Below are 16,695 nucleotides of genomic sequence, written 5' to 3'. Positions count from 1 at the left end.
GGTCAGCCCTGGAAGTCCTCCGGATCCACGTCTTCGAGGAAGCGCTTGAACTCGTCGAGCCGCTCCTCGTCGTCGGCTTCGGCGGCGAAATCGACCGTCTCGGCTGGGATCCCGGCTGCTTCGAACACCTCATCCGCGACCCAGATGGGTGCATCGGCTCTCAACGCGAGCGCGATCGCGTCCGATGGCCGCGAATCGATGGTCTGCGGCCCCGAGGGGGTCGAGAGCGAGATCTCGGCGAAGAACGTGCCCTCGTCGATGCGCGTCACGTCCACCCGTTCGAGCTCCGCCCCGACCGCGGAGAACAGCGTGACGATGAGGTCGTGCGACAGCGGGCGAGGCGCCTGCCGGCCCTCGAGGGCGATGAGGATCGACGTCGCCTCCTGCGGGCCGATCCAGACTGGCAGGACGAGCCCCATTCCGGTCTCCTCGTGCAGGGGCTTCAGCAGCACGAGGCTCCGTTGCAGGGCATCGAGCGCGATGCCGAGGACTCGGACCTGGACCACAGCGCCTCCCGTCCATCGACCGGGTGTGACCCTGCAATCGTACGTCTGCCAGCTGACGAGCACCGCTCTCGCAGCGAAGCATCCGTCCGTGCTCTCGCCGCAAATACTAGGGGATGCAACAAAATAGTAGGTACCTATAATGAATGACGGAAGCGCATGCTTCCCGTCATCCCCACGATGAGGTGAACCATGGCGAACACGCTCACCGAAGATCAGGTCGCCATCCTGGCCGCGGTCCGCGAATTCACTGCAGTCGAACTCGCCCCGTACGCGAACGAGCGCGACCAGACGAAGCACTTCCCACTCGACACGCTCGAGCAGGCGGGTCAGCTCGGGCTCGGCGGTGTCTACGTCTCGGAGGGCGCAGGCGGATCCGACTTGAGTCGGCACACCGCCGCGCTGATCTTCGAGGAGCTCGCCAAGGGCGACACCGCGATCGCAGCGTACCTGTCGATTCACAACATGGTCGCGTGGATGATCGATCGATACGGAGACGACGGACAGCGCGATCGTTGGCTGCCGGGACTCGCGGACCTCTCCGAGCGCGGCAGCTACTGCCTCACCGAGCCGTCAGCGGGTTCGGATGCCGCGGCGATCCGGACGTCGGCACGACGAGACGGCGACGGCTACCTGCTCAACGGGGTGAAGCAGTTCATCTCGGGGGCCGGGGAGGCTGCGGTGTACCTCGTCCTCGCGCGCACCGGGGAGTCCGGCGCCGGCGGGATCAGCGCGATCATCGTGCCGGCCGGAACACCGGGGCTCTCGTTCGGGCCGAATGAGAAGAAGATGGGATGGAACGCGCAACCGACCCGTCAGGTCCGCTTCGACGACGTGCGAGTGCCCGTCCACAACCGCCTCGGCGAAGAGGGCGACGGCTTCAAGATCGCCATGTCGGGCCTCGACGGCGGTCGAGTGAACATCGCCGCGTGCTCGCTCGGCGGTGCGCAGTGGGCGCTCGACCAGACGATCCGCTACGTGCAGGAGCGGGAGGCGTTCGGGCGTCCGCTCTCCGACAACCAGTCGGTCGTCTTCGCGCTCGCAGACATGGCGACCGATCTCCACGCCTCACGACTGCTCGTGCACGACGCCGCCGCCGCGATCGATGCCGCAGACGACGATGCCTCGTTCAAGTGCGCGATGGCGAAGCGCTTCGCGACGGATGCTTCGTTCGCGGCCGCGAACCAGGCCCTCCAGCTGCACGGCGGCTACGGCTACCTCTCGGAGTACGGCATCGAACGTGTCGTTCGGGATCTCCGCGTGCACCAGATCCTCGAGGGAACGAACGAGATCATGCGCGTCATCGTCGGCCGCCGCCTGCTCGCCGACCATCGCTGAGCGCCGGGCTCACAAGGGCTCCGGCAGCGGTGCCGGGTCGTCGAAGTCGCCGGCCGAACGACGGAACCTCGCCAGGATGCCGGTGAGTGCGCCGGTGTCCTCCGTCGCGAGCCCCGGCGCGACGAACACCTCGGCGTTGAGGGCAGCTGTCGCCTCGGCGGCCACGCGCCGCCCCTCGTCGGTGAGGTTCAGCATCGTCGCCCGGCCGTCATCGGGATGAGGCGAACGGCCGACGAGGCCGTCGCGCTCGAGTCGCTGCACGGTGTTCGTCACACTCGTCGGATGCACCTGAAGTCTCCGGATGGCACTCGACATCGGTAACCGTCCGTCTTTGGTGAAACTCAAGAGGGCGAGCAGTTCGTATCGGGCGAACGAGAGGGCGAACGGCCGAAGGCTCGCCTCGACGCGCGACAGCATGATCTGCTGCGCGCGCATGACGCTGGTCACCGCGACCATGCCGGGGGCGGCCTCTTCCCAACCGTGCGCGATCCATTGCCGCTTCGCTTCGGCGATCGGATCGACGGGAAGACGCTTGGAAACCAATGGCCCGTCTCGTCCTTCCCGTGTGCCGCCGTCGCGCACGTATCGCCCTGCAGCCTATTACACGGGCGCAGACGGCACTGGGGACTCGGCCTCGACCGCGAGCATCCCGTGGTGCAGCAGATCGAGGTAGTTCTCGCTGATGCTCGCGGCGGTGTGGCTGCCACCCGGACGGAACCAGAACACCGTCGACCATACGGCGTCGCGGATGAACCGGAACGCCAGCCGAGGATCGATGGTGTCGCGGAACACCCCGGCGGCCTGGCCCTCCGTGATCTGCTCGAGCCAGAGCGCCTCGATGCGCGCTGCACCTTCGGCGAGGAACTCGAAGCCCGGTTGGGTCATGAGGAACCCGGTCTCGTTCTGGTAGATGCGCACGTCGTCGGGCCGCTGCTCGATCGTGAGGAACGCGTGTTCGATGAGCTGGTCGAGTCGCTCGCGAGCGCTGCCCCCGCTCGCGGCGATCCGCTCGAACGCCGAGAGCGTGTCGTGCTGGAAGGCCTGCAGGATGCCCTGGAGCACGGCCTCCTTCGACGCGAAGTGGTGGTACAGGCTGCCCGACAGGATGCCGGCTTCGTCGGCGATGTCGCGCACCGTCGTCGCCGAGTAGCCGCGGGCGGCGATGAGCCGCGTCGCGATGACGATGATCTGGTCGCGCCGTTCGGATCCGTCGCCCACGTCAGCGCCCGCTGACCTTGCCGAAGAGCCGGGCGATCGGCGCGAGCACGAGCGGACGCGCGGCGACCCAGACCGCGGCGATCACCACGAGCGAGGCCACGAAGATCCAGAAACCGGTCCAGTTCACGACGTCCTGGCTCGCGTACATGTGGTTGAGATTGCGAAGCGCACCCGTCGCGAACACGAGACCGACGTGCACGATGATGAACGCCACGAAGTAGAGCATCACCGGGAAATGCACCGCGCGCGCCCACTCCACCGGGTAGATCCGGTTCAGCGTCTTGGCGTTCTTCGGCCAGAGTCCCGACATGCGCACGCCCGTGATCGCCGCGAGCGGTGCAGCGATGAAGACGGTGAGGAAGTAGGCGATCTGCTGCAGGCTGTTGTAGTTCACCCAGCCGTTCTCGGTCGGCCAGTCGAGCGAGAGGTACTGCAGCAGCGCCGACACTGCGTTCGGGAAGACCTCCCAGCTCGTCGGGACGATCCGCATCCATTGCCCGGTCGCGAAGAGCAGCACCACGAACACGGCGCCGTTGACGAGCCACAGGATGTCGAGCGACTGGTGGAACCAGAGCGAGAGGCTGATCTTGCGCTGCGGGTTCCAGCGCGGCGACCAGAAGGCGGTCGGCCGCTTCTGCGTGCGCACCTGCAGGCCCGAACGCATGATGAGCACGATCAGGAAGACGTTGAAGAAGTGCTGCCAGCCGATCCACGCCGGAATGCCGATGGGCGCCGACTCGGGAAGGTGGTACTCGCCCGGGTAGCTCGCGATGAAGTCCTCCATCGGCGCGAGGCCGAGCAGCCAGTTGACCACGACGACGACACCCGTCGCGGCGAGCAGCAGTCCGAATCCGCCGATGACGAGGGCGCCCGCCCACTCCGCACGGGAGTACGGACCGTACAGCTTCGGCCACGGCTCGGCAGCAGGGCGAGCGGATGCCGCGGCGACTGCGACCGGGCGACGCGGCGGCTGCATCGACGTGCGCCGTGGCGCCGGCGCGGCGGCAGCCACGGGCGCGGCGGCAGGTTCGGGGGCCGGTTCCGGCGTGGATACCGGGGTCGGCTCCGGCGCGGCGGCGACCGCTGGAGTCGCGGCGACGCGCTCGGGCCTCGCCGGTGCCGAACCGGCCGGCGGCCACGGCTCTCCGTCGGGGGTACGGGGCAGTCCGCGGCGCAGCGCTCGGCCGCCCCCGGCGACGGGGGCGGCTGCGGCAGCCACGGCCACCGCCGGCTGCGGTTCGGCGCGGTCGGCGAGAGCGGCGGCATCGGGAGCAGGAGTCGACGGCGCTGCGACGACTGCGGCGACCGGGGCCGCCGCAGCGGGCGGCCACGGCTCGCCGCCGGGCACGCGCGGCAACCCGCGTCGCACCGGACGAGCGGCGGACGCGGCGGCAACGGGCGCCGCAACGGGCGCAGCGGGCGCCGGTGCGACGTCTGCCGCGGCATCCGCTGCCAACGCAGGAGCGCTCGCCTCGGCAACGGCCGTCGGAGCCGGCTCATCGCCGGCGATCTCGTACACGGGGGGCCATGGGTCACCGCCGGCGACGCGGGGCAGGCCCTGCCGTGTCGTTCTCCCGTACGTCGCCATCGCGCGCTACGCCTTCCGCGCCTCGAGCGCGGCGATCAGCTGCGGCACGACCGTGAACAGGTCGCCGACGATGCCGAAGTCCGCGATCTCGAAGATCGGCGCATCGGCGTCCTTGTTGATCGCGACGATCGTCTTCGCGGTCTGCATGCCGGCCCGGTGCTGGATCGCACCCGAGATGCCGAGCGCGATGTAGAGCTGCGGCGACACCGAGACGCCGGTCTGGCCGACCTGGTGCGACTGCGGGATGTAGCCCGCGTCGACGGCCGCGCGCGACGCGCCGACCGCGGCGCCGAGCACGTCGGCGAGCTGGTCGACGAGCGAGAACTTGTCTTCGGAACCGAGCCCGCGGCCGCCGGAGACGACCTTCGCGGCACCGCGCAGTTCGGGTCGCGACGACGTGACGACCTCTTCTTCGAGCGCGCCGATCGCTGCGGCCCTGCGACCGGATGCCGCGACCTCGAGCCGCTCGATCGAGGCGGGCTTCGCCTCGGCGCGGGCATCGATCGAGCCCTCGCGCACCGTGATCACGGGCGCGCCCCAGGTGACGGCCGAGTCGACGTTGTAGGCGCCGCCGTACACGGAGTGGTGGGCGACGACGCCCTCGGCGTCGCGCGAGACCCCGACGGCGTCGACCGCGAGTCCCGAGCGCGAGCGCGCGGCGTAACGGGCGGCGATCTCGCGACCCTCGATCGAGTTCGAGACGAGGATCGCGTCGGGTCGCACGAGTTCGGCGGCGACGGCGAGCGCGTCGGCGCCCGGCACGGTGAGGGCCGAACCGGCGTCGGCGTGCTCGGCGACGAGCACGTGGGTCGCGCCGAGCGCGGCGGCATCCGTCGCGGCCTGCTCGCCCTCGCCGGCGGCGGCGGCGATCAGCGCGACGGGCGTGCCGACCTCGGTGGCCGCGCCGAGGAGCGCGGCCGCGCTCTTGGCGAGTGCACCCGACGGCGTGACGTCGAGGAGCACGAGGATCGAGTCTGCGGTGTAGTCAGTCATCGTGTTCCCTTACGCGAGCCGGTTCTGGACGAGGTACTCGGCGAGGCGCTCGCCGGCATCACCCTCGTCGACGATCTTGGTGCCCGCGGTGCGCGGCGGCTTCTCGCCGAGCGAGATCACGATCGAGCGCGATGCCTCCGTGCTCTCGGCGTCGACGGCGAGGTCGGCGAGCGAGAGCGTCTCGAAGGGCTTCTTCTTCGCGGCCATGATGCCCTTGAAGTTCGGGAACCGGGCATCGGGCAGGCGCTCGGTGATCGAGATCACGGCCGGCAGGGATGCGGTGACCTGCATCGTGCCGTGGTCGCTCGCGCGCTCCCCGCGCACCTCGGCGTCGGCGATCTCGACCGAGTTCAGGCTCGTCGCGTTGGGCACGTCGAGGAGCTCGGCGATCATCGCCGGGAGCACCCCGCCCGAACCGTCGGTCGACTGGTTGCCCGCGATCACGAGGTCGAAGCCGATGCGCTGCAGCGCGGCAGCGAGCACCTCGGCGGTGAGGCCGAGATCGGCACCGAGGAGCGCCTCATCGACGACGTGCACGGCGGCGGCGGCACCCATCGCGAGGCCCTTGCGCACGGTGGCGGCCGACGACTCCGGTGACATCGACAGCACGACGACCTCGGTGTCGGCGTGGGAGTCGGCGAACGAGAGAGCGACCTCGAGCGCGCGCTCGCTGATCTCGTCGAGCACCGTCTCGCTCGCCGCGCGATCGGCGAGGCCGGTCTGCAGGTCGAGCTTCCGATCCCCGTACGTGTCGGGGACTTCCTTGACCAGGACGACGATCTTCATTCCGCTCCTTCGACGAGTTGCTTCATCCTAACCAAGCACTTGCTTGCCCGAAAAGGTGCCTGTTTTGTGGGATGCCGCCAAACGCGCAGCGGCCGCGACTGGCAGCCGTCGTGGAACCCGCACAGTTCATGCCCGCTCGTGAGGCGCCGGGTTACGCTGCGGGCATGAGTGGATTCCGACCCCCTGTTGCAGATATCGCCTTCGCCCTCGAGCATGTCGTGGACTACGACGCCGTCGCGCAGCTGCCCGGCTTCGAGCACGCCGACCTCGAGACCGTCACCGAGATCCTCGACGAGGCCGGCAACTTCATGGCCGAAGTCGTCGCCCCGACCAACCGAGCCGGCGACCTCGAGGGTTCGAAGCTGAACCCCGACGGCTCCGTCACCACCGCTACCGGCTTCAAGGAGGCCTACTCGGCCTACGTCGACGCCGGCTGGGGCTCGGTGCCTCTGCCCGAGGCGTTCGGCGGCGGCGGATTCCCGCGCACCATCGGCCTCGCCCTCCAGGAGCTCATGGCGACCGCGAACATGGCCTTCGCCCTCGCGCCGCTGCTCACGCAGGGCGCGATCGAGGCGCTGCTGCACTACGGCAGCGACGAGCAGAAGCAGCAGTGGCTGCCGAAGATGGTCACCGGCGAGTGGGCCGGCACCATGAACCTCACCGAGCCGCACGCCGGCACCGACGTCGGCGCGCTCACCACGAAGGCCGTCAAGCGCGACGACGGCACCTACGCCATCTCGGGCCAGAAGATCTTCATCACCTTCGGCGACCACGACCTCAGCGAGCAGATCGTGCACCTCGTGCTCGCTCGCACCCCCGACGCACCGGCCGGCACGAAGGGCATCTCGATCTTCATCGTGCCGAAGTTCCTCATGAACGACGATGGCTCGCTCGGCGAGCGCAACGGCGTGCACACCGTCGGCGTCGAGCACAAGATGGGCATCCACGGTTCGCCCACGTGCGTGCTCTCGTACGAAGACGCGACCGGGTACCTCGTCGGTGAAGAGAACATCGGCATGCGCATCATGTTCGTCATGATGAACAGCGCACGCCTCTCGGTCGGCATGCAGGGCCTCGCCGTGTCGGAGCGCGCCTACCAGCAGTCGCTCGACTACGCGCAGGAGCGCATCCAGGGCCGCGCGATCGGTGCCACCCAGGACTCCCCCATCATCGACTTCCCCGATGTGCGCCGCATGCTCATGACGCAGAAGGCATACATCGCCGCGATGCGTCGCATGATGCTGCTGACCGCGACCTACACCGATGTGTCGACGCACCACCCCGACGCCGCCGTGCGCGCCCGGGCGAACGAGATCGTCGGCCTGCTCACGCCCATCAACAAGTCGTTCGGCACCGACCTCGGCAACGAGCTCACCTCGCTCGCGCTGCAGATCCACGGCGGCATGGGCTTCATCGAGGAGACCGGCGCAGCACAGCACTACCGTGACGTGCGCATCGCCGCGATCTACGAGGGCACGAACGGCGTGCAGGCCGCCGACCTGGTCGGCCGCAAGCTGCCCGTGCGCGACGGGGCATCCGCGCTCGAGTTCATCGCCTCGATGCGCGAGCTCGACGGCGAGCTCGCCGCCGCCGGCGACGACTTCGCCTCGATCCGCACGCAGCTCACCGCCCAGCTCGACGCACTCGAGCAGACCACGGTGTGGATGCTCCGCACCGGCGCCACCGACCCGAACGCCGTGCTCTCGGGCTCGACCCCGTACCAGCGCATCTGGGGCCTCGTGGTCGGCGGATGGCTCATGGCCAAGTCCGCCCTCGCCGCTCGCGGCCTCGACGACGACGGCATCGCCGAGACGCAGCTGCCGCTCGCCCGGTTCTACGCCGAGCAGCTGCTGCCGCAGGCCGCAGGCCTCGTCGGTGCGGCCACCGCCGGTTCGCGCGACCTCTTCGCCCTCAGCGGCGAGGCGCTCGGCAATGCAGCAGTCCGCGGAGTGCGCGTCTGAGCTGACAGCTCATCACGATGATGCGTCCGCCCTCACGAGGGCGGGCGCATCGTTCGTTCAGGCGGATGCCGCGGCATCCGATGCCGAGATGAGCTGCTCGGCGCCGCCCAGCGGCCGACCGGCTCGCTGGAGACGACGCCGAAGCGCGGCCACCAGCACCGGATCGCCGACCGGTACCTGCGGAACTCCTCGCCGAAGCGCGCCTCGAGGTCGGACTCCTCGAGCGGCCGGATGACGTAGTTCCACAGCAGCGACCCCGCGATCGCGTAGACGACGACCAGCCACGACGTGAGCATGAGACCGACCGCGACGCCTTGGACGATGCCCGAGATCGCCATCGGGTTGCGGACGAATCGGTACGGACCCGCGATGACGAGGCGATTCGGCATCGCCGCCGGCAGCGGGGTACCGCCGCCCCTCGCCGACATCGCGGCCGCCGACCAGAGCCCGAGGGCGCTCGCGAGCGCGAAGACGACGATGCCGATCGGGACGGCGATCTCCGGGAACGACATCGCGAGCGCCCAGCGGTGCTCGAGCGCGGCCAACGCGAACGGGATCACCCCGAGGAAGAGCCCCCAGAACACGACGATCTGCAGGGCAGCACCCGCCAGGTGTCTCGACGTGGCCGCACGCGCATCAGCGGGGCGGAACGCGAACGGACCCGCGGCGATCCATTCCGTCGGCACCCGCCCGATGAGCACGAGACTCAGGGCGACGATCGATGCGAGTGCGGCTGCCGACATCGCGAGTACCCCCCACCCGGCCTCGGTCGTCACGGTCGCGTAGATGGCGAGGGCGACCGTGACGGCGACCGTCCACGCGGTGGCGACGACGGCAGCCCATTTCAGCCCGAAGGCCGCTGCCGCCGACGCGGCGACGAACAGGGGAACGTCGAAGGCGGCGACGACGACCGGATCGAGGCTGCCGAGCGTGGCCTCGCGCACGATGGGCGACAGGAACACCGCGACCCACCAGACGGCGCCGGCGATGGCCTGCGCGGCGAAGTACGTGCGGCCCCAGAGCATACGCGAATGATATCGGCGCGGTGCGCCGCGGCATCCGCGGATCTAGCCGACCGACTCGGCGTAGTCGAGCGCGACCGTCGCGATCAGGTCGACGTAGTCGTTGTCGTGGTTGTACGAGAAGACGGCGGCCCGCCAGCCTTCGGAGTTCGTCATCGGACCGGCCTCGCAGAGGTACCGCGCCGTCGACAGGGCGGCATCGTCGATCTGGTTCGGGTCCGCGATCCCGTCGCCGTTGGCGTCGGTGCCCCACTTCTTCCACGTCGAGGGGATGAACTGCATCGGCCCGACCGCTCGGTCCCATGTCGTGTCGTCGTCGAACTCGCCGTCGTCGGTGTCCTCGATCTTCGCCACGTCGGCGCTGCCGTCGAGCGCCGGGCCGATGATCGGCGGCGAGGTGTAGCCGTCGTCGTCGAGCATGGACGAAGCGTGGCTCCCGTGCTCCGACTCGACCGCCCCGATCGCAGCGATCGTGGCCCAGTCGAGACCGCACTCCGCGTCTTCCTCGGCGATCATCACGTGCGCGAGCGCATAGGCCCCAAGGGCCCGCTCGGGAATGCCCGTGTCCTCGGAGACGCTCTCGATCCACTCGGCATCGACCGACGGCATCGGCGCCAGCTTCGACCCCGAGAGCCCGCTCGGCTCCTCGGCGTCGCCGGCGTCGCCGGCGTCGCCGCTCTCGGCCTCCTCGTCGCCCTCGTCTTCGGGCGGCGTCGTCACCGGTGGCATCGCAACGCCGGGCCCGAAGGCATCGGGCGCGGCGAACCCGCCGGGATTGGTCGCCGTGCCGACGAGGTTCACCGCGAGGACCGCGCCGATCACCAGGGCGATGGCTCCGACGACGATGCCGACGGATGCCGCAGCGCGTCGGACGAGGCGCCATTTCGACGCCGGCGCTCGATTCGGACGACGCTCGCCGTACGCGTCATCATCGAAATCGTCATGCCAGGACAAGGTGGCTCGCTCCGTTCAGGCGTGGGCGCGGGATCCCACGGGGTCGATCGTCGCCACGCTCTCGAGCTCGGCGATGACGACCCGAACCTTCACAGTACCCGCGCGTCGCGACCGCCGCATCAGTCGTCGCTGTCGCGCCGCCGCTGGGCCGTCACCCCGCACGGCCGATGCTCAACCAGCCATCCGGTCCCGGTTGCTCCGTCGCGCCGCCGCCGGCCTGACCGGGGGCGCCCTTCAGCGCCTGCAGCTGGCGCTCGATCTCGGCCTGAGCCGAGACCGCTGCGAGCTGACGCTCGATGTCGGCATCTGGCGCGGCGGTGAGGTCCGTCAGTGCACCGCTGGCGAGCAGTTCGTCGGTCGCAGCCGCGCGCGCCTGCATCTGCGCGACGCGATCGCGGGCACGGTCGAGACTCGACCCGACATCCGTGATCGTGTTGCTGATGCCCGACACCGCCTCGTTGGCGCGCACCTGCGCCTCGGACGCCGTGTACGTGGCTTTGATCGTCTCCTTCTCGATGCGGAATGCGGCCACCTGGTCGGTGAGCCGGCGCTCCCGGTCCTGCAGCTGCGCCGTCTGCCGGTCGAGCGCGGTGAACTGCTGCTGCAGCTGCGCGACCTGCCCTTCGAGCATGGCGCGACGCTCGAGCGCGGCCCGCGCAAGGTCTTCGCGCCCCTGCGCGAGCGCCTCGGCGGCTTGAGCGCCTAGGCGCTGATAGCGCGCGCCCATCTCCTCGCCCTGCAGCTCGATGCGCTTCTTCGCGGTCGCGACCTCCGCGACCGCGAGCCGCACCTGTTGCAGGAGCTTCACCTGCTGGTCGTAGCTGTCGTCGAGCGTCTCCCGCGGGTCTTCCATGCGGTCGAGCGCCTTTGACGTCTTGCTCCGGAAGATCGTGCGCATCCGCGCTGAATTGCTGTTGCTGGTGCTCATGGTCGGTTCCCCTCATTTCGAACTTCGGACGTCGTCGGTGGTCGCACCGCCCCGACGCGGCCGTCGCGTCGGTTCAGCGCCTGAAGCTCTTCGATGCCCGACTGCAGCGCCGCGACCTCACGGTCGACGTCGGAACCGAGCGCGGAGAGCGCGTCGTCGGTCGTGCCCGAGAGACCGGATGCCACGGCATCCCGCACTCGGCGAACGAGCGCTTCGACCTGCTCGACGCGGCGACGAGCCGCCGGGATCTCGTCGGCGAGCACCGGGGCGCTCGTCTCGGACTCCAGCAACCGCAGCTGGAGGTCGAGCACGCCGCCCTCTTCGCCGATGCGCCGGAAGAGCCGTGGCAGCTCGCCGCGGGCGCCGCCCGATCCGCCCGATTCGCCGGCGAGCTCGACGGCGGCGCTTCCGCTGCGCAGGGCGTCATCGAGCCGCACTCGCAGGGCGAGCACCGTGCGTTGCGTCCCGTGACTCACGCGGGCACGGGCGCGCAGCGCCGTTGCGCCGACGGCTCGGCTTCGGCGAACGCGGCGCACGAGGGCCCGCACGATGAGCACGAATGTCACCATGACGCCGATCGACAGCAGCACGATCGCTCCGAGTCCGATCAGGATCGCTTCGATGCCGGTCACGTGCATCACCTCGCCCAGTTCGACCAATTGCGACAACGCGATATAACGCGTGTCGCACAAGATACTCCGGAATCGCCGGAACCGTGAGTGCTGACGCCCGATTCGCAGGCGGCACGCAGAAGACGCACCGTTCGAACGGTCAGCCGTTCGACGCGATCGAGCGCAACGAGTACTGGCGCACGCGCACGAACCGCGTCGCCGCGCACGTCGACAGCAGCGGTTCGGAGCGCGTCTCCTCCAGCTCGATGACGATCTCGCCGCCGGAGTCAGCAGCGCCGCGCGGCCCGCCGAGCCGAACGCGCCATCCGGTGTCGGCCGCCTCCTCGGCGATCGGCGCGAACGAGTCGATGCGTTCGTCGCCGAACGCTTCGCGCGCGAAGTGCTGGGCGGCCTGCACCGGATGCGTCAGCGAGCTGCGGCCCCGATAGCGTTCGGGCACGATGCGGCCGGCGTCGAAGGCGTCGGCGATGCGCACGGGGTCGCCATCGTCGGCGTACCCGTAATAGAGCCCGTGCGGAAAGACCACCATGGTGCCCGCGAAGCGGTCGCCGCCGAGGTGCGAGCACTCCCAGGTCTCGTCGGGGCGCGATCCGGCGAGCGCGGCGACCACCCGGCGGCCGCGCACGGCGCAGCACTGGTCGTGGCGGGCATGGGTGCACACGCAGTAGACGGGCTCCGATGACGGCGTGCCCGTCGACCCGTCGAGCGGCACCTCGAGCAGGGCCGCGGCATTCGGCGCCTCACCCCAGACGACGCGCTCGCTGCCCGGCCGCGAATCGACGATCGCCCATCGTTGCATCGTGGGAGCAGCGCGCCGACCGGTGCGGCGGATCGCGAGGGGCCGCATGCCCGCGCCTTCGACGCGCCGCACCAGCGCACGGCCGAGTTCGCGGTCGAACGGCTCGTCGAGCAGGGCATTGTGCCCCCAGCTGCCCGCCACCTCGATGAGGAACCAGCGCAGACCGCGTGGGCCCGTGCCCACGAGCGGATCGTTCCGCTCACGAGCTCGATCGCTGCACGGAGCCCAGTGCTCGACGGCGAGGGTCACGCGGGCGCCACCACGAATCCCTCGCGCACGAGTCGGCGCACCACGACGACCGAGCTCTCGGCATCGAGAAGGGGCAGCTCGCCCGGCGTGACGATGTCGCCCTGCGCGAGCCGGCGCACCGCCTGCTCGGCCTCGACCGGGAGCGACAGCGTCTTCGCGCGCCCGACGATGCGCACGCGGTCGTCGATCGTCGTGACGCGCACGGGCAGCGCCGCGCGCCAGCGCACGGGAGTCGACGCATCCAGCGTCGCGAGCGCCTCGAGTGTCGCGAGCGGTGCAACGGGTTCTGCGCGGGTCTCGCCGTCGAACCGGCCGCCGATCACGGCGGCCGGCCGCGAGGCATCCGCCTGCTGCAGCGTCTCGACGAGTGCCTGCACGGTCTGCACGACGATCGGCGCGAGCGCCTCGGGGTCGTGCACGTCGATGCCGAGCGGGAGCGAGGTGCGCAGCGCGGCAGTGTCGCCGACCTGGCGCAGGAGCGCGTCGACGAGGTCGGCCCGCGTGTAGGCCGCCACGCCGATGGTCAGGTGCACGGATGTCGCGCCGAGCGCGGTCGCCGAATGGATCCACCCGCGCGGCAGGTAGAGCGCATCGCCAGGGCGCAGTACCGCATCGATGACCGGCTCGCCCGTCGCCGCCCGGGCCACGGCGCCGCGATGCTGGTCCCATGGCTGGGTGCGCAGCGGATCGACGTGCACCGGCGCATGGATGCGCCAATGCTTCTCACCCGAGATCTGCAGCACGAAGACGTCGTGGGTGTCGTAGTGGGGGTCGAACCCCTGCGACGACGACGGGGTGACGTAGGCGTTGACCTGCGCCGGGTGACCGAGGTCGTCGATGAGTTCGCGCGTGAAGTCGATGATCGGCGGCCACAGGCGGTGCAGGCCCTGCAGGACGATGGTCGCGCCGCCTGCGAACTCGGCGAGCACCTTGTCGCTCGAGACCTGATCGGCGATCTCGGCGCCGAAACCACCCGAGGCGGTGTACGCGGATGCCGCGAGCACCGACCCCTCGTTCGCCATTCGGATGAAGGGGGTGCGCACCCCGCGACGCGTGATGAGCTCGTCGACGGCGGCGACCGAGAAGAGATCGTCGAAGCCGTGTTCGAGATCGGCGGCGGTCGAGAGCAGCGGTTCGCGACCCCAGTGACGTTCGGCGAACTCGTCAGCCGGGACCCGGATGCAGCGCGAAAGCGCGGGCCGCTCGATGGGCCCGCGCTCCGGTGCGGTCACTACGCCGAACCGTCGGCGCCGCCGTCGTGACCACCGGGGTTCGCGCCGCCGTCGGCGACACCCTCCCCCGCCGCCGCGGAGCCGTCGGCACCGCCGTCGTGACCGCCGGGGTTCGCGCCGCCGTCGGCGACGCCCTCTCCCTCGGCAGCTGATCCGTCGGCGCCTCCGTCGTGGCCCTTCGGGTTGGCGCCGCCATCGGCGGTGCCTTCGCCCTCGGCCCCGGGCTCGAGCGTGATGTCGTCATCGTTGATCGTCATGAGAGTTCCTCTCTTCGCCTGCTCGCTCAGCGTATCGACGGCACCCCATCTCCGAAACGGGTTGACGGATTCCGTTCGCAGCGATGTGCGGACGATCGGGATGAGCTCAGGGCGCTCGCAGAGCGTCGAACGGCGCGATCGTCACGACGCCCTCCACCTGGCGCGCGAGCTCGGGGTCGAGCGTGATGAAGGCGTCGGCTTGCAGTTTGGCGACGGCGACGAACTCGGCGTTCGTCGTATCGTCCCAGTCGAGTTGCTCGGCGATCTGCCAGGCGACCGCTCGAGACACGCGGTCGCCCAGGAGGCGCACACGCATCGAGGTGAGCCGGTGCAGATGCACTCGAGCAGCATCGCCGCTCAGCTCTCCGCTGCGAACTCCGCGATACAGGTGCGACATCACCCGCGAGCGGAGCACGTTCGGCGCGACCAACTGGTGGGCATCGGGTACGGCGATCCCCTCCTGCACCAGTCGCAGCGCCGTGAGGGTGTCGATCGCGAATCGTGTCATGGCCCGCTCCTCCGCTGATCCCTGCGGCACACGATACGGAAACGCTCACAGGGGCGCATCCCCTTCGTCAGCATCCCCCATCGCCGATGGTTCGATGATCAGGCTGGAGACGGCCCGCCGCTCACCCCTGCGAGCCGCATCGTCTCCCCGGCCCTGGCCGCGAACGCCGTCGCGCTCGCGGTGATCGTGTGCCGCATGACCTCGACCGCCGCGGTCGGCGCGACGTCGGCAGGGCGGGCGACGCTGATCGTGCGCTCGAGTGTCGGCGCTCCGAGCCGCACCGATCGCAGGCCGGGCCGGTCGATGAGCACCATCGCGGGAACGATCGCGACGCCGAGCCCGCGCTCGACGAACCGCACTACGGCGTCCATCTCGGCGCCCTCGAGCACGACGTCGGGCGTGAGGCCGGCCGCGCGGAACGCCGCGTCGGTGGCGCTGCGCAGGTCGTAGCTCGAGCTGAAGACGATCTGCGGCAACGCCGCGACATCCGCCAGCTCGATCGTGGCTCGCGTCGTGACCGGCGGCGCGCCGGCCGACGAGACCACCACGAGCTCCTCGACGAGCAACGGCGTCACGGTGAAGCGCTCCGCGGTCGCGGCGTCCGACGTGGTGATGAGTGCGAGGTCGAGCTCGCCGCTCGCGAGTTCGTCGAGGAGCCTGCGCGACCCCTGTTCCGAGAGGTGCAGTTCGATGCCCGGATGCTCCGCGTGGAACGCGCTCAGCACCTCGGCGACGAGGCTGATGCACAGGGTGGGCGTGGCGCCGAGGCGCACCCGACCGCGCTCGAGACCGGCCAGCTCCGCGAGCTCGCGCCTGACCGACTCGGCGTCGGCGAGCATGCGGCGGGCGAGCGGCAGGAGCGACTCCCCCGCGGTCGTCAACGTGCTGCCGCCACGGGCGCGGTGGAAGAGCTCGGTGCCGAGATCGTGCTCGAGGGCGGCGATCTGGCGGCTCAGCGAGGGCTGCGCGAGGTAGAGCTCCTCAGCGGCCCTCGTGAAGTTGCCGAACCGGGCCACCGCGACGAAGCTGCGCAATTGCTCGAGGTTCATATCGAGAGCCTAGGCGCATGGTCGCGGAGACATCCATGCGATCGGCGGATGCGGACCCGACCGCGGCTGGTTACCCAGGGTGCGTGACGCACGAACTGATATCGTCCGGAAGATCCCGGCATCTGGAGGCCACGCATGACGAACGACCCCATCCGCGTGCTCTCGACCCTCCCCGTCGACGCAGCGCCGGGACATGAAGGCACCGAGGCGTGCAGCGTCGACAACCCCGCCAGCCGCGTCATCCGCGAACTGCTCGCCCGCGTCGGCGACAAGTGGAGCATGCTCGTCATCGGCGTGCTGCACGACGGCCCGCTGCGGTTCACCGAGCTGCAGCGCAAGATCGACGGCATCTCGCACCGCATGCTCACCCAGACCCTGCGAAGCCTCGAGCGCGACGGCCTGGTCACGCGCACGAGCTATCCCGAGATCCCGCCGCGGGTCGAGTACGCGGCGACGGAGCTCGGCCGTTCCCTCTCCGTGCCGGTCATCGAACTCGCACGGTGGGCCGCCGCGCATCACGACGACATCCTCAACGCGCGAGACGCGTTCGACGACGAGCACTGAGCCCGCGGCATCCGGAACCCGGCGACAGCTGGGCGCAGTTTTCGATAGCCCATATGCATGGTTTCCACGACTTATATGCATTGGAGTAATCGCAGGCGCGAACCTAGCGTTGAC

General features: G+C 70.0%; 18 protein-coding genes. 3 read left to right on the top strand and 15 right to left on the bottom strand.

Annotation, left to right across the window (positions count from 1 at the left end):
* Nucleotides 1-2: 2 nt before the first annotated feature.
* Nucleotides 3-506, bottom strand: a complete 504-nt coding sequence (locus ACFCVM_RS17615) for a bifunctional nuclease family protein (RefSeq protein WP_375838026.1) — start codon at nucleotides 504-506, stop codon at nucleotides 3-5.
* A 189-nt stretch (nucleotides 507-695) separates the two neighbouring features.
* Here ACFCVM_RS17615 and ACFCVM_RS17610 point away from each other — a divergent pair, with 189 nt between their 5' ends.
* Complete coding sequence (locus ACFCVM_RS17610; RefSeq protein WP_375838025.1) at nucleotides 696-1,841, top strand: acyl-CoA dehydrogenase family protein; 1,146 nt, start codon at nucleotides 696-698, stop codon at nucleotides 1,839-1,841.
* Between the two features lie 9 nt (nucleotides 1,842-1,850).
* Here ACFCVM_RS17610 and ACFCVM_RS17605 read toward each other — a convergent pair whose 3' ends face one another.
* The 5 genes from ACFCVM_RS17605 to ACFCVM_RS17585 form a co-directional block, all read right to left on the bottom strand.
* Nucleotides 1,851-2,384, bottom strand: a complete 534-nt coding sequence (locus ACFCVM_RS17605) for a MarR family winged helix-turn-helix transcriptional regulator (RefSeq protein ID WP_375838024.1) — start codon at nucleotides 2,382-2,384, stop codon at nucleotides 1,851-1,853.
* Between the two features lie 57 nt (nucleotides 2,385-2,441).
* The gene (locus ACFCVM_RS17600) at nucleotides 2,442-3,059 is read right to left on the bottom strand and encodes a TetR/AcrR family transcriptional regulator (RefSeq protein ID WP_375838023.1); all 618 of its coding nucleotides are present in this window, start codon (nucleotides 3,057-3,059) and stop codon (nucleotides 2,442-2,444) included.
* A 1-nt stretch (nucleotide 3,060) separates the two neighbouring features.
* Nucleotides 3,061-4,578, bottom strand: coding sequence for a cytochrome b/b6 domain-containing protein (locus ACFCVM_RS17595; protein ID WP_375838022.1), 1,518 nt, complete (start codon nucleotides 4,576-4,578; stop codon nucleotides 3,061-3,063).
* Between the two features lie 75 nt (nucleotides 4,579-4,653).
* Complete coding sequence (locus ACFCVM_RS17590; protein ID WP_375838021.1) at nucleotides 4,654-5,640, bottom strand: electron transfer flavoprotein subunit alpha/FixB family protein; 987 nt, start codon at nucleotides 5,638-5,640, stop codon at nucleotides 4,654-4,656.
* Nucleotides 5,641-5,649: 9 nt separating this feature from the next.
* Nucleotides 5,650-6,426, bottom strand: a complete 777-nt coding sequence (locus tag ACFCVM_RS17585) for an electron transfer flavoprotein subunit beta/FixA family protein (protein ID WP_375838020.1) — start codon at nucleotides 6,424-6,426, stop codon at nucleotides 5,650-5,652.
* A gap of 164 nt (nucleotides 6,427-6,590) precedes the next feature.
* Between ACFCVM_RS17585 and ACFCVM_RS17580 the strand changes: the two genes are divergently transcribed.
* Complete coding sequence (locus tag ACFCVM_RS17580) at nucleotides 6,591-8,387, top strand: acyl-CoA dehydrogenase (protein WP_375838019.1); 1,797 nt, start codon at nucleotides 6,591-6,593, stop codon at nucleotides 8,385-8,387.
* A gap of 32 nt (nucleotides 8,388-8,419) precedes the next feature.
* Here the strand turns inward: ACFCVM_RS17580 and ACFCVM_RS17575 are convergent, their stop codons facing one another.
* The 9 genes from ACFCVM_RS17575 to ACFCVM_RS17535 all read right to left on the bottom strand — a co-directional run bounded on the left by ACFCVM_RS17575 (nucleotide 8,420) and on the right by ACFCVM_RS17535 (nucleotide 16,017).
* Complete coding sequence (locus ACFCVM_RS17575) at nucleotides 8,420-9,412, bottom strand: methyltransferase family protein (protein ID WP_375838018.1); 993 nt, start codon at nucleotides 9,410-9,412, stop codon at nucleotides 8,420-8,422.
* A 42-nt stretch (nucleotides 9,413-9,454) separates the two neighbouring features.
* Nucleotides 9,455-10,363, bottom strand: a complete 909-nt coding sequence (locus ACFCVM_RS17570; RefSeq protein ID WP_375838016.1) for a lytic transglycosylase domain-containing protein — start codon at nucleotides 10,361-10,363, stop codon at nucleotides 9,455-9,457.
* A 151-nt stretch (nucleotides 10,364-10,514) separates the two neighbouring features.
* A complete protein-coding gene (locus tag ACFCVM_RS17565) occupies nucleotides 10,515-11,291 on the bottom strand; it encodes a PspA/IM30 family protein (protein WP_375838015.1) in 777 nt (258 codons plus the stop codon).
* Nucleotides 11,288-11,923, bottom strand: a complete 636-nt coding sequence (locus ACFCVM_RS17560) for a hypothetical protein (RefSeq protein WP_375838014.1) — start codon at nucleotides 11,921-11,923, stop codon at nucleotides 11,288-11,290. The genes ACFCVM_RS17565 and ACFCVM_RS17560 overlap by 4 nt, the downstream gene beginning before the upstream one ends.
* Nucleotides 11,924-12,062: 139 nt before the next feature.
* A complete protein-coding gene (locus ACFCVM_RS17555; protein ID WP_375838013.1) occupies nucleotides 12,063-12,905 on the bottom strand; it encodes a sucrase ferredoxin in 843 nt (280 codons plus the stop codon).
* A 62-nt stretch (nucleotides 12,906-12,967) separates the two neighbouring features.
* A complete protein-coding gene (locus ACFCVM_RS17550) occupies nucleotides 12,968-14,203 on the bottom strand; it encodes a cupin domain-containing protein (protein WP_375838012.1) in 1,236 nt (411 codons plus the stop codon).
* The gene (locus tag ACFCVM_RS17545) at nucleotides 14,203-14,460 is read right to left on the bottom strand and encodes a hypothetical protein (RefSeq protein WP_056657317.1); all 258 of its coding nucleotides are present in this window, start codon (nucleotides 14,458-14,460) and stop codon (nucleotides 14,203-14,205) included. The genes ACFCVM_RS17550 and ACFCVM_RS17545 overlap by 1 nt, the downstream gene beginning before the upstream one ends.
* Nucleotides 14,461-14,566: 106 nt before the next feature.
* Entirely contained in the window at nucleotides 14,567-14,968 is a 402-nt protein-coding gene (locus tag ACFCVM_RS17540; protein ID WP_375838011.1) for a hypothetical protein, read from the bottom strand.
* A gap of 98 nt (nucleotides 14,969-15,066) precedes the next feature.
* Nucleotides 15,067-16,017: a LysR family transcriptional regulator gene (locus ACFCVM_RS17535; protein ID WP_375838010.1), complete on the bottom strand. Its 951-nt coding sequence runs from the start codon at nucleotides 16,015-16,017 to the stop codon at nucleotides 15,067-15,069.
* 135 nt (nucleotides 16,018-16,152) lie between these two features.
* Here ACFCVM_RS17535 and ACFCVM_RS17530 point away from each other — a divergent pair, with 135 nt between their 5' ends.
* Nucleotides 16,153-16,581 (top strand): winged helix-turn-helix transcriptional regulator, encoded by a 429-nt coding sequence (locus tag ACFCVM_RS17530; protein ID WP_375838009.1) that lies wholly within the window; start codon nucleotides 16,153-16,155, stop codon nucleotides 16,579-16,581.
* The last annotated feature ends 114 nt before the right edge of the window (nucleotides 16,582-16,695 follow it).

Source organism: Agromyces sp. NPDC056389 (genome assembly GCF_042262385.1).
Lineage (GTDB): Bacteria > Actinomycetota > Actinomycetes > Actinomycetales > Microbacteriaceae > Agromyces.
Note: the sequence above shows the minus strand (reverse complement) of the source record. Positions and strands in the feature narration are given on the sequence as shown.